Genomic DNA, 13066 nt, shown 5'->3' with positions numbered 1-13066 from the left:
TTCGGAGTGTTGTTACGGGGGTCAACGGCACTGTGTGCACCGCGGTTCCAGTGTAGCGGCAGCCTCTGACCCGCTCGCTGCGAAGCGGCCCCGGATCGGCGGGCATGCGAGCCCGGGCCGCGCTCAGTCGGCGAGGGTGCGCAGCTCCAGCGTGTCGGCGGTAGACCCGGCTCGCACATTCGCAAAGCTCGTGAAGCCCTCCTCTGCGACGCGCGCGAGCAGGGTCTTCATGTTCTTCTGCCGCTTCTCGAGCCGCACGCGGTGGCCGCGATCCACAAGCTCCCGCTTGATCGCAACAAGCTCAGCGAAGGGCACATCTGCGTCGTAGACCAGAGCGACAGCCTCCGGGCCGGCCGAGCCGGGCAGCGAGATGAGATCCACCACCCGCTCGAACCCGATCGAGAACCCGACCGCCGGCACATCCTGCCCCAGAAAGCGCCCCACCATGCCGTCATAGCGGCCGCCACCACCGACCGAGCTGCCCGAGCCGGGGTGAGCGACTTCGAAAATGGTGCCCGTGTAGTACCCCATACCGCGCACCAGCGTGGGGTCGAAGCGCAGCGCAACCCCGCTGGGCAGCGCACCATCGAGCGCCGCACCCAACTCGGCGAGGCTGTCGATGCCGGCGGCAGCTCCCGGGTTCTCGGCGGCACCGGGCAGCGCGGCTTCGATAGCGGATCGGGTGAGAGCGATGCCCTCCCCCGCAAGCGCGGGTTCAACAGCGGCGAGCACAGCCCCGATCCGCTCAGCAGCATCACCGTCGATATCACGCAGCTCTTCGACGACGCCCGCGGCACCAATCTTGTCGAGCTTGTCGATAGTGATGAGCGCGCGGTCGTGGGTATCGGTCGCGAAACCGCAGTGCTCAAGCAGGCCGAACAGAATGCGGCGATCGTTGATGCGGATCACGCAGCCCTCAAGCCCCAGCGCCGAAAGCGCCTGCGAGGTGGCCGTGATCAGCTCGATCTCAGCAAGCAGGCCGGCCTCGCCGATCACGTCGATGTCGGCCTGCACGAACTGCCGGTAGCGGCCCTTCTGCGGTCGCTCGGCGCGCCACACCGGAGCGATCTGAATGGAGCGGAACACCGGCGGCAGCTCAGCGCGGTGGCTCGCGTAGAAGCGGGTGAGCGGCACGGTGAGATCGAAGCGCAGGCCAAGATCGGCGAGCTGCTCAGCGTTGCCTGCCTCGCTCGCAGCGGCGAGCGCCTCAGGCCGAATGCCGCGCTTGAGGATCGAGAAGCTGAGCTTTTCGTTGTCTCCGCCGAGGCCAGCGTGCAGCCGCGCGTAATCCTCGACAACGGGGGTCTCGATCTCGTCGAAGCCGTGGGCGCGATATACGCCCTTAATCACGCCGAGCGCGTGCTCACGGCGTGCTTTGTCTGCGGGGAGGAAATCGCGCATGCCGCGCGGCGGGTTCACGGGTGCTGCCATGGTCACCTATTCTTCCACGCCCGGCGCGGGGCGCGCTCGCACCCGCGCTCGCTCGAGGGGTGGAGCCCACCCTCGACGACGCTGCGGGCAGTGTGGGGCGATCCGCTCACCTAACGTCGGGTCACTCACCATGAGTGACGCGGGCCGTGAAACGATCGACAGCGAGACGCAACGCACGATCAGGATCGACACCCGCGGCGTTCGCCCGCACCACGAGCGCGAGCAGCGCATCACCGATGCCGTTCTCGGCCATACGCTGCTCATCAGGCCCGATCGCCGTGGCAAGCGGATCATCGGGGTAACTGTCGCCCGCACTCGGATTCACGAGCTTGGCACGCTTCAACCGTTCCACAACCTTCGCGGCACGGGCGAGCGTGGGCATGCCTGCAGGGATGCCGTCGAGCGGGCCGCGCGATCCGCGATCCTCTCCCGCGGCGTCCTCTTTCAGCCGCTCCCACTCAGCATGCAGCTCCTCGACAGTCATGTCACCGCGGTCACCGAACACGTGCGGGTGGCGGGCGATCAGCTTCGCGTCAAGCGCCTCGGCGACGCCCGCGAGGTCGTACCCCTCGCCGTCGCGCTCGGCAATCGCGGCGTGAAACAGCACCTGATACAGCACATCGCCCAACTCTGAACGCACCTCATCCGACGGCAGCTGCCGCTCCACCGCGTCAATGAACTCGGCGGTCTCCTCCACGAGGAACGGAGTCAACGACTCATGCGTCTGCGCCGCGTGCCAGGCACAACCGCCCGGCCGCACCATCGTGCGCACCGTCTGCATCGCCGCCGCAACAGCCTCCGCATCGCGGGCAGCGGCCTTGCCTCCACCATCCGCCGAGAAATGCTGGGCGGCGGTCTGGTCGACGTCAACGTCCTGATCCATGCCGCCCAGCCTACTGACGCCGACTGGCAGGTCCGTGAGCGATCCCCCGCGTTCGTCGTCGACCAGCGCTCACCTACCGAGCGGCCCACGCCCGCCGTTCGGACGGCGGATCACAGCGCGGAGCGCAGCAGAGCACATCGGAGCGCATCGCGCCTACGAAGCGGGATCCTCTTCGAACAGCGTCGCAAGCACCCGCCCGGTCCACGCCACGATGTCGCCCTCGTCGCCGACGTTACGCTGACCGACACCCGCGAGGGGGCTGCGGGCCAGGGCGGTGCCACCGGGCAAGGGAATCTGCAGGCTGCCTGTCGCCTCGGTGTAGCGCGAGCCCGGATACATGCGGTTCATGCGCATGCGGCGCGAGTCGAGCAGCTTGACAGGCTCGATGCGCAGCGCCGGCCCGGCGGCGACGACCTTCGACAGGCCGAGCTTCGCCGCACGACGGCGCAGCGCGGAGACTGCGGCGAGGCGCTGCACCTCGGCGGGGGGTTCGCCGTAGCGGTCGGTGAGCTCTTCGAGCACGAGGGTGACGTGGTCTTCTGGGGCCTGCGGGTGGGAAGCTGCCGAGAACTTCTGGTAGGCCTCGAGTCGTAGGCGCTCGCTTTCGACGTACTCTTCTGGAATGTGGGCGTCGACGGGCAGCTCGAGCACCAGCTCGACGGGCCCTGTCGATTCTTCACCCTTGAAGGTGTTGACTGCTTCGCCGATCATGCGCAGGTAGAGGTCGAAGCCGACGCCTGCGATGTGGCCCGACTGCTCGCCGCCGAGCAGGTTGCCTGCGCCTCGCAATTCGAGGTCTTTCAAGGCGACCTGCATGCCGGAGCCGAGCTCGTTGTTGGTGGCGAGCGTTTCGAGGCGCTCGTGCGCGGTCTCGGTGAGGGGCTTGTCGGGGTCGTAGAGGAAGTAGGCGTAGGCCCGCTCACGGCTGCGCCCCACGCGTCCGCGCAGCTGGTGCAACTGGCTCAGGCCGTATTTGTCTGCCGCGTCGATGATGATGGTGTTGGCGTTCGCGATGTCGAGACCGGTCTCGATAATCGTGGTCGACACGAGCACGTCAAACTTGCGCTCCCAGAAGTCTTGCACCACCTGTTCGAGCTGGTGCTCGCTGAGTTTGCCGTGCGCGACCGCGACGCGCGCCTCGGGCACGAGTTCGGAGATCTGCGCGGCGACGCGGCTGATCGAGGAGACGCGGTTGTGCACGAAGAACACCTGCCCCTCGCGCAGCAGTTCGCGGCGGATCGCGGCGGTGATCTGCTTGTCGCTGCGGGCGCCCACGAAGGTGAGGATGGGGTGGCGGTCTTCTGGCGGGGTGGCGAGAGTGGACATCTCACGGATGCCCGTTACCGCCATTTCAAGGGTGCGCGGGATGGGGGTCGCGCTCATCGCGAGGATGTCGACGTTGGTTTTGAGCTTCTTCAGGGCGTCTTTGTGCTCGACGCCGAAGCGCTGCTCCTCGTCGATGATGAGGAGCCCGAGATCTTTGTAGCGCACGTTGTCAGAGAGCAGCCGATGCGTGCCGATGACCACGTCGACGGTGCCTGCAGCGAGACCGTCGATGGTGTCCTTCGATTCTTTGTCGGTCTGGAACCGGCTGAGCGCCCGCAGCCGCACGGGGAACCCGGCGAAGCGGTTCTGGAAGGTTTCGAGGTGCTGTTCGGCGAGGAGCGTGGTCGGCACCAGCATGGCGACCTGCTTGCCGTCTTGCACGGCTTTGAACGCCGCTCGCACAGCCACCTCGGTCTTGCCGAAGCCCACGTCGCCCGCGATGAGCCGGTCCATGGGGATGGAGCGCTCCATGTCGCGCTTCACCTCGTCAATGGTGGTGAGCTGGTCGAGAGTTTCTGCGTAGGGGAACGCTTCTTCGAGCTCGTGCTGCCAGGGGGTGTCTGGGGAGAAGGCGTGGCCCTTCGAGGCGACGCGCGCCGAGTAGAGCTTGACCAGTTCGACGGCGATATCGCGCACCGCCTTGCGCGCCTTCTTCTTGGCGGTGGCCCAGTCGCTGCCGCCCATCTTCGAGAGCGGCGGGGCCTCGCCGCCGACGTAGCGGGAGAGCTGGTCGAGCTGGTCGGTGGGCACGTAGAGCTTGTCTCGGGGCATGCCGCGCTTGGTCGAGGCGTATTCGAGCACCAGGTACTCGCGCAGCGCCTTTGTTGCGTCACGGCCGATGCCTGTGGGCACCATACGCTGCGTCAGCTCGACGAAGCGGCCGATGCCGTGGGTCTCGTGCACCACGTAGTCGCCGGCGACGAGCTTGAGCGGGTCGACGACGTTCTTGCCGCGGCGGCGCGCGAGCTTCTGGCCTGAGGCGGCTTGCGCGCTGACCGCGCGGCCGAAGAACTCGGCTTCGCTCGCGAGCAGCAGCTTCGCTTCGTCGCTCGCGAAGCCCGACCAGGCGGTGCCTGCGACGAGGTAGATGACCCCCGCTTCGAGACGTTCGGGCAGTTCGTCGACGATGCGGGCGGCCGCACCGGCTTCGACGAGCACGTCGCGGGCACGCTCGACCAGGCCCACACCCTGCGCGGTGACGACGACGTGCCAGCCCTCGCTCACGCGATCGGAAAACAGGCGGATCGCGGCGCTCGTGGCGTCGGCTCCTGCTGCGGGCCGCGGGAACGGGCCGCCTGCGACGTTGATGCGATCCGGCTCGGCAGGATCGACCGCGGCAGCAGCCACCGCGGCAGCATCGTCACCGGCGGTGTCACCCTGTGCGCCCGCACCGGGTGCGGGGGCGTCGTCGCCGGCCACGAAGGTTGAGATGGACCACCAGGGGCGGCCGTGCGAGGCTGCCCGCAGTTCGGAGACCGAGAGCATGCCGTTGTCTTCGGTGGGCACGGGGGCGTCGGCACCGGCGGTGGCGGCGCTCCACGCGGCTTCAAGGAATTCGCGGTTGGTCTCGGCGAGACTCACTGCGCGGCTGGCGACCCGCTCGGGCGAGGCGACGAGCACTGCACCGCCTGCGGGCAGCAACGCCGTGAGCGGTGCGATACCGGGCACGAGCTGCGGCAGCAGGCTCTCCATGCCTTCGACGGGCATGCCCTGGCTCATCTTCTCGAGCAGCGAGGAGAGCGCGGGGAAGCGCGGCAGCAGCTCGGCGGCGCGCTCGCGCACGTCGTCGGTGAGCAGCAGTTCGCGGGCCGGCCACAGTTCGAGCTCGGGCAGCGGATCGCCTGCGCTGCGCTGGTCGGAGACGGCGAAGCGGCGGATCTGGTCGACTTCGTCACCGAAGAAGTCGACGCGCAGCGCCTGATCTGCCGTGGGCGGGAACACGTCGAGGATGCCGCCGCGCACTGCGAACTCGCCGCGCCTGGTGACCATGTCGACACGTGTATAAGCGCGCAGCACCAGTTCGCGTGCCACGCCGTCGAGCGCGCCCCCGGCCTGGTCGGCACCGAGCGGCACCGCTCCGGCGCGCAGCACGAGCGGTTCGGCCTGTGCCGCGTGCGGCGACACGGGCTGCAGTGCGGCGCGCACCGAGGCCACCATGACGAGAGGCTGCGCTCCGGTGTGTTCGCGCAGCAGTCGCAGCGCCACCGCACGACGCCCCACGGTTTCGGCGCTCGGGCTCAGCCGCTCGTGCGGCAGCGTCTCCCATGCTGGGAACTCGGCGGTCACGGCCTCGGGCATGAGCGAGGCGAGGGCCGAACGCAGCGCTTCTGCTTCTCGGCTTGTCGCAGCGATGACGAGCAGCGCACCCCGGTCGCCCGCTTCGCGCCGACGCCGCAGCAGCCCTGCGATGAGTGGTGCGCGCAGCCCTTCGGCGATCGAAAAGTCGGCGTCGCTCGCAACGGCACCGTCTGCGACCTCCAGCGCGCGGGCGAATGATGGCGATGCTTCAAGCAGCCTGTCGATACCTCGAAGCGTCACTTGACTGCCCTCCCGTGGAAGCGCTGCTGAGCCGCTAGCAGGCCCTCATCGACGAGGGCCTCTGCCGCGTCAGCGGCGTCTTCGAGCAGCACCGCCAAGGTCGGCCGCTCTGCGGAGGAGAAGGGGCGCAGCACGAAGTCTGCGGCGTCTTGCTGACCGGGCGGGCGGCCGATGCCGACCCGCACGCGCAGAAACTCGGGGGTGCCGAGGGCTTTCGCGATGTCGCGCAGGCCGTTGTGGCCACCGTGACCGCCGCCCAGCTTCAGCTTGATGGCGTCGAAGGGCACGTCGAGTTCGTCGTGGATGACGATGATGCGCTCGGCGGGCACGCTGAAATATTTGGCGAGCCCGGAGACGGGGCCGCCTGAGGTGTTCATGTAGCCGTTGGACTTCGCGAGGATCAGCTTCGGCCCGCCCGGCCGCAGCCGCCCCTCGGCCACGCGCGACCCGGTGCGGTGCGGTGAGAATCGGCCGCCGATACGCTCGGCGAGCACGTCGAGCGCCATCTGCCCGACGTTGTGCCTGGTGGCTTCGTACTTCGCCCCGGGGTTGCCGAGGCCGACGATCAGCCAGCTGTCATCGGACACGCGATCCTCTTTTCTTCGCTTCTGCCAGAACATGAGTCTCTCCTCGCTCACGATGATCGCAGAGACCACCGACATTCGCCCTGAGAGACGAACGGCCCGCCGGGCGGCGACGCATCGCCGACCCGACGGGCCATCGGTATCGGAGGGTTACTCCGCAGCAGCCTCAGCCTCGTCATCGCTTGCAGCGCCGCGCGGAGCGACGACGTGCACGACGAGCTGATCTGCGTCGTCGAGCAGCTCAGCGCCCGCGGGCAGTGCAATCCCACCGGCGAGGATCTGGGTGCCGTCTTCGAGGCCGTCGACGTTCACCTCGACGTTCTCGGGGATCGAGGTCGCGGGAACGCTGAGGCGCAGGGTGTTGAGCTCCTGCAGCGCGTTGGTGCCCGAGAAGGACTCGCCGATGACGTGCACGGGCACCTCAACCTCGACGGTCTCACCCTGCTTCACGACGAGCAGGTCGATGTGCTCGATGATCTGGCGCACCGGATCCTTCTGCACGTCCTTGACGAGCACGAGCTCGCTGCGGCCGTCGATGTCGAGCTCGATGATGGCGTTGGCGTGACGCACGATGAGGCTCAGCGGGTGGGTCTCAACCGAGACGTGCACGGGGTCGGTGCCGTGGCCGTAGACAACGGCGGGGGTCTGGCCTGCGGCGCGCAGCTTGCGGGCTGCACCCTTGCCGAAGTTGTCGCGCACCTTGGCGACGAGCTGGTTCTTCTCGCTCATGATGTTCTCCTTGCGGGCTTGCGCCCAACTGAGGCGGGTGGCCCGCCTGCATGATATGTCTCGCCGTGTGGCGCGTCAGAAGGGCCCGCAAGAGGCTCCACCGCGTCGATCACGGGCGCATGCGCGCCCCTCGCCGAAGTACAGCCATCAATTCTACACGATGCGCTGGCCGGTGCTCGCGGTTACGCGAGTCGCCAGTCGACAGGCTCGGCTCCCTGTGCCACGAGGGCTTCGTTCGCCCGGCTGAACGGGCGCGACCCGAAGAATCCGCGTGAGGCAGACAGCGGTGAGGGGTGGGGGCTCTCGATCCGCGGCACTGCGCCGAGCATCGGCCCGAGAGCGCGCGCGTCATTGCCCCAGAGCATCGCCACGAGCGGCCCCCCACGGTCCACGAGGGTGCGGATCGCGTGCTCGGTGAACGCCTCCCAGCCTTTCCCTCGGTGCGAGGCCGGCGCCCCGGCGCGCACCGTGAGCACTCGGTTGAGCAGCATCACGCCGTGGTCAGCCCACGCCGTGAGGTCGCCGTGGGTGGCGGGCGGTATGCCGAGATCGTCGTGCAGCTCGCGGTAGATGTTCTGCAGGCTGCGCGGGATGGGGCGCACCTCGGGTGCTGTGGCGAAGGAGAGCCCGATGGGGTGGCCCGGCGTAGGATAGGGATCCTGCCCCACGATCAGCACCCGCACCTCGGCGAGGGGGCGCTGGAAGGCCGCAAGGATCCGCTCCCCCGCGGGCAGCACCTGCTGCCCCTCGGCCCGCTCGGCGTTGAGAAAGCGGCCGAGTTCGGTGAGTCGGTCACCCATCGGTGCGAGCGCTTCCGCCCAGTCGGGCGCGATGCGCCCGTGCTCGGCGAGCTCGGCAAGCGTCATCGCCACCGCGTTCACTGCCCCTTCGGCGTGAGCGGGCCCCGGTGCGTGTGAAACACGCTCGACTGGGCTACGGGGCGCAGCACGATGAGGTCTTGGTTGACGTGCGGCGGCTGCTCGAAGGCACCCACGAGCACCCGCGCCACATCGTCGGCCTGCAGCGGCTCGACATCGACGTAGGGCTTCGCCGCTGCTGCGGCGTCGCCGCGCAGCCTGTTGAGCGTGAACTCCTCGGTGTGCACGAGACCCGGGGCGAGCTCCATGACGCGGATCGGCTCGCCGGCCAGTTCAAGCCGCAGCACGTTCGTCACTGCGTGAGCCGCATACTTCGCCGCGTTGTACCCGCCACCGCCCGGGTAGGCGTCATGGCCGGCGGTCGAGGTGAGGTTGAGGATCGATGCGGATCCGCTGCGACGAGCACCGTCGCGCAGCACCGGCAGCAAGGCTGCGGTTACCGTTCTGAGACCGATGACGTTCACTTCGAACATGCGCCGCCAGTCGTCGTTCACGGCGTGCTCCACCGACTCGGTGCCGAGCGCACCGCCCGCGTTGTTCACCAGGCCCGTCGCACCGCCGGTCTCTGCGACCTCGGCGGCAAGGCGCGCCACCTGAGTTTCATCGGTGACGTCGCACACGATCGGGTGGGCTCCGGTCTCGGCGGCGAGCGCACGCAGCCGATCCTCTCGCCGCGCAACCGCGACAGTCTGCCAACCGAGCTCGGCGAAACGGCGCACCGTCGCCGCTCCGATCCCCGAACTTGCGCCCGTTACCACCACTCTCCGCAGCATCCTGCTCCCCCGCTCTTCCGCTCAGCGCCAATCCTATGGGCCAGCAGCACCGTCCCAGCCCCGCCTTCCCCCGTCCACCGGCTCGTCTATCATGAGGGCACCAGCCGCTTGCCCCACTTCAACGTCGAGACCGAGGCCGCCGTCATGTCGAACGTGAACCCCATCGCCGCCCCGGATGCAGCCACCTGGACGCAGCTCGCCGACCGTGCCGACATCGCCGCGCAACTCGACGCCCTCCCGGCATCCGCGCCGGACACCCCCTTCGCGCTCGCCGTGAAGGCGAACATCGCAGTGCGCGGCTTTCGCAGATCCGCCGCCTGCCCCGTGTTCGACACCGCAGCAGCACCCGCCGACGCCGCAATCGTCGCGCAGCTGCGCCGAGCAGGTGCCGTGGTCGTCGGCACCACGAACATGCACGAGCTCGCCTTCGGCGTCACCTCCCGCAACGCCGCATTCGGGGCCGTCGGGGTTCCCGGGCACCCGGGCCACTCCGCAGGAGGCTCATCGGGTGGCAGCGCCGCAGCCGTCGCGGGCGGCGCCGTCGAACTCGTCCTCGGCACCGACACCGGCGGGTCGGTTTCGATCCCGGCAGCCCACTGCGGGATCGTCGGGTTTCGCCCCAGCACCGGCCGCTGGTCGACCGACGGGATCCTCGGCCTGTCCACCACCCGTGACACCCCGGGTATCTTCTGCCGCACCGTGAGTGAGGCCGACCGCATCGACCGCATCGTGGTGAACGACACCCGCCCGGCCACCACCATCACCCGGCCCGCCCGCCTCGGCCTGCCAGAACAGCTGCGCGCGCAGCTGCACCCCGCAACCCGCGCTGCCTTCGACGCAGCCCTCACCAAACTCGACGAGCACTTCGAGCTCGTACCCATCGACTATGCCGAAGTGCTCCAACTGTGCGACGCCGCCGAAGCCCCGCTCGTGATGTGGGAGTCGCGTCGTCTCCTCGGCGACGCTGCCGCCCGCGCACTCGCACTCGACCCCGTCACCGCGTTCGAACGACTCGTCAACGGCGTCGCCAGCGATGATGTGCGTGCGATCCTGCAGGCCGAACTGCGCTCCCCCACCTCCCCAGAGGCCTACGCGCTGGCGCAAGCGCGCACCCTCGCCGCACGAGAAACGGCCACGCTGATCCACGATGCGATGCGCGTCGACGCACTGCTCTTCCCCAGCACACCGGCCCCCGCTCCTCCGCTCGACACAGGCGGCACCGTCACCCACTTCGGGCAGCAGGTTCCGCTGTTTCCGCTCTACACGCGCAACACCGCTCAGGGCACGATCCTGGGAGCCCCGATGGTCACCCTGCCCGCGCCCGTCACCGCGGGCGCGCTGCCCGTCGGTATCACCCTGCAGGGCCGCCGCTTCGACGACCGTCGCACGCTCGGGCTCGCGCACATCATCGAAGCGGCGCTCGCAGGGGCGTGAATCGGCGCAACGTTACGCGGCGTGTCGCACACCATTGCCGTTCCCAGGCGCGCTTCGTAGTCTCATGTGCATCGCCCATCCGAGCGAACCGTCGCCGTACACCCCCACGTACCGAACTCACCGAGGAGCATCCATGACCGAGCAGAACTGGTCCTTCGAAACCAAGCAGATCCACGCGGGTCAGCAGCCCGACGAGACCGGCGCACGCGCCGTGCCGATCCACCAGACCACCTCCTTCGTGTTCGCAGACACCGAACAGGCCGCGAACCGCTTCGCGCTCGCCGAGCTCGGCCCCATCTACACCCGCATCACCAACCCCACCCAGGCGGTTGCCGAAGAACGCATCGCCGCACTCGAAGGCGGCACCGCAGCACTGCTACTCGCAAGCGGCCAGGCAGCATCGACCTTCGCCGTGCTGAACATCGCCAACTCCGGCGACCACATCGTCTCGTCGAGCTCGATCTACGGCGGCACCTACAACCTCTTCAAGTACTCACTCGCGAAGCTCGGCATCGAGGTGACCTTCGTCGAGGATCAGGACGACCCCGCCGCCTGGCAGCGCGCCGTGCGCCCCAACACGAAGCTGTTCTTCGCCGAGTCCATCGCGAACCCGCGCTCGGCGATCCTCGACATCCGCGCCGTCGCCGACGTTGCGCACGAGAACGGCCTGCCGCTCATCATCGACAACACCGTCGCCAGCCCCTACCTGGTGCGCCCCTTCGAGCACGGCGCAGACATCGTGCTGCACTCGGCCACGAAGTTCCTCGGCGGCCACGGCACCACCCTCGGCGGGGTCATCGTCGACGGCGGCACCTTCCCGTGGTCGCAGCACGCCGACCGCTTTCCCGGCCTCACCGAACCTGACCCCTCCTACAACGGTGTCAGCTACACGGGTGCCGTGGGCGACGCGATCGCCTACATCATCAAGGCGCGCGTGCAGCTGCTGCGCGACCTGGGTGCGGCGATCGCCCCCAACAGTGCCTGGCTGCTGCTGCAGGGCATCGAAACGCTGTCGCTGCGCATCGAGCGCCACGTGCAGAACGCTCAGGACGTCGCAGAGTGGCTCGACAACCACGACGACGTCGCCACCGTCTCCTACTCGGGCCTGCCGTCGAGCCCCTGGTACGCGCTCGCCAACCGTTACGCACCGAAGGGCGTGGGCGCGGTGCTCTCCTTCGAACTGAAGGGCGGCGTCGATGCCGGCAAGGCCTTCGTCAACAGCCTCGAACTGTTCAGCCACGTCGCAAACATCGGCGACGTGCGCAGTCTGGTGATCCACCCCGCATCGACCACCCACTCGCAGCTCACCCCCGAGCAGCAGCTCACCGCCGGCGTCACCCCCGGTCTTGTGCGCCTCTCGGTGGGCCTCGAGAACATCGCCGACATCAAGGCCGATCTCGAGCAGGGCTTCGCCGCCGCTCGCCGCATCGTGGCCGAGTCGAACGCACGCGCGTAATCATCGCCGCACTGCAGGGGTTCGGGCTTCGGCCCGGGCCCCTGCAGCTTTTTCAGACCGCGCGTGAGGTCGCCACGACACCGGCACTCGCCGCGACGACGAGCAGGATCGCGAGCAGCTGTCTGGCATCGAGCTGCTGGTGCAGCACTGCAAACCCGGCGAGGGCTGCGACGGCCGGCCCGAGGCTCGACAGCACCCCGAACACCCGAGCCGACATCCGCTTGAGTGCGAGAAATTCGAGACCATAGGCGATCACGCTGGTCATGAGGGCGAGGATCGCGAAAGCCCCGAGCAGGCTTGGGTCGTGCCGCACGGCCGCCACGGCATCCGCAGTGCCGAAAGGCACCACCACGAGCGCAGCCACCACCACGGCGGCGACGAGACCATCGATTCCGCGCACCTTCGCGCTGGTGCGCGCGGATGCGATGATGTAGAGCGCCCAGAAGGCGGCCGCCATTGCAGCGAAGAGGGCACCCCGCAGCGTCACCGCCCCGCTCGTGTCGAAACCGAGCAGCAAGATGCCAACCACCGCGAGCACCACCCAGGCCGCGTCGACGGAGCGCCGGATGCTGGCTGCCGCCACGGCCAGCGGCCCCATGAGTTCAATGGTCACGGCGAGGCCGAGGGGGATCTCGGCGATGGCGAAGTAGATGCACACGTTCATACCTGCCATGCCGATCCCGAGCAGCGCCACCCCGAGCCAGGTGCGCCCGGTCCAGGTGCGCACCTTGGGGCGCACGATGGCGATAAGGATGAGGGCTGCGAGGCCGAGCCTCAGAGCGGCGGCGCCGAGTGGCCCCACCTGCGCGAACAGCGAGCCGACGAGTGCGTTGCCGAATTGCACGCTGAAGATGGCGGCAACGGCCAGCAGGCTCGAAGGTATGCGGAAGGGCTGGGCGGCGGTCACCCCAGCACCCTATCGGCGGGCACCCCCTTCTTCTCGGGCAGCCATCGCTATGGGATCTGCCGAGGATATGGCGTCAGGGCCGGAATCGGGCATATCTGCGGCGGATCCCATATCGACGGCAGGGCAC

10 protein-coding genes are annotated in these 13066 nt (G+C 68.6%); 2 read left to right on the top strand and 8 right to left on the bottom strand.

Annotation, left to right across the window (positions count from 1 at the left end):
• Positions 1-123: 123 nt before the first annotated feature.
• From hisS to WFL22_RS01615, 7 genes are all read right to left on the bottom strand, one after another.
• Positions 124-1431, bottom strand: coding sequence for a histidine--tRNA ligase (gene hisS, locus WFL22_RS01645; protein WP_336651449.1), 1308 nt, complete (start codon positions 1429-1431; stop codon positions 124-126).
• 121 nt (positions 1432-1552) lie between these two features.
• On the bottom strand, positions 1553-2314 hold the full coding sequence (locus WFL22_RS01640; RefSeq protein ID WP_336991202.1) for a MazG nucleotide pyrophosphohydrolase domain-containing protein: 762 nt from the start codon (positions 2312-2314) through the stop codon (positions 1553-1555).
• A 153-nt stretch (positions 2315-2467) separates the two neighbouring features.
• On the bottom strand, positions 2468-6178 hold the full coding sequence (gene mfd, locus WFL22_RS01635; RefSeq protein ID WP_442918949.1) for a transcription-repair coupling factor: 3711 nt from the start codon (positions 6176-6178) through the stop codon (positions 2468-2470).
• Complete coding sequence (gene pth, locus WFL22_RS01630) at positions 6175-6798, bottom strand: aminoacyl-tRNA hydrolase (RefSeq protein ID WP_336991201.1); 624 nt, start codon at positions 6796-6798, stop codon at positions 6175-6177. Before pth ends, mfd begins: the two co-directional genes overlap by 4 nt.
• A gap of 114 nt (positions 6799-6912) precedes the next feature.
• Entirely contained in the window at positions 6913-7491 is a 579-nt protein-coding gene (locus WFL22_RS01625; RefSeq protein ID WP_336991199.1) for a 50S ribosomal protein L25/general stress protein Ctc, read from the bottom strand.
• 182 nt (positions 7492-7673) lie between these two features.
• Positions 7674-8363 carry a uracil-DNA glycosylase gene (locus WFL22_RS01620; RefSeq protein ID WP_336991788.1) on the bottom strand — a complete coding sequence of 230 codons (690 nt, stop codon included), beginning with the start codon at positions 8361-8363 and terminating at the stop codon, positions 7674-7676.
• 5 nt (positions 8364-8368) lie between these two features.
• Complete coding sequence (locus tag WFL22_RS01615) at positions 8369-9142, bottom strand: SDR family oxidoreductase (RefSeq protein ID WP_336991198.1); 774 nt, start codon at positions 9140-9142, stop codon at positions 8369-8371.
• Positions 9143-9250: 108 nt separating this feature from the next.
• On the opposite strand from WFL22_RS01615, the gene WFL22_RS01610 reads away from it, so the two are divergent.
• Both WFL22_RS01610 and WFL22_RS01605 read left to right on the top strand, forming a co-directional pair.
• On the top strand, positions 9251-10576 hold the full coding sequence (locus WFL22_RS01610; protein ID WP_336991197.1) for an amidase family protein: 1326 nt from the start codon (positions 9251-9253) through the stop codon (positions 10574-10576).
• A 133-nt stretch (positions 10577-10709) separates the two neighbouring features.
• Positions 10710-12032, top strand: coding sequence for a bifunctional o-acetylhomoserine/o-acetylserine sulfhydrylase (locus WFL22_RS01605; RefSeq protein WP_336651455.1), 1323 nt, complete (start codon positions 10710-10712; stop codon positions 12030-12032).
• A 52-nt stretch (positions 12033-12084) separates the two neighbouring features.
• Here WFL22_RS01605 and WFL22_RS01600 read toward each other — a convergent pair whose 3' ends face one another.
• A complete protein-coding gene (locus tag WFL22_RS01600; protein WP_336991196.1) occupies positions 12085-12939 on the bottom strand; it encodes an EamA family transporter in 855 nt (284 codons plus the stop codon).
• Positions 12940-13066 lie beyond the last annotated feature (127 nt).

Source organism: Leucobacter sp. VD1 (assembly GCF_037150695.1).
Classification (GTDB): domain Bacteria; phylum Actinomycetota; class Actinomycetes; order Actinomycetales; family Microbacteriaceae; genus Leucobacter.
The sequence above is the reverse complement of the archived record's forward strand: the minus strand, read 5'-3'. Positions and strand labels throughout refer to the sequence as shown.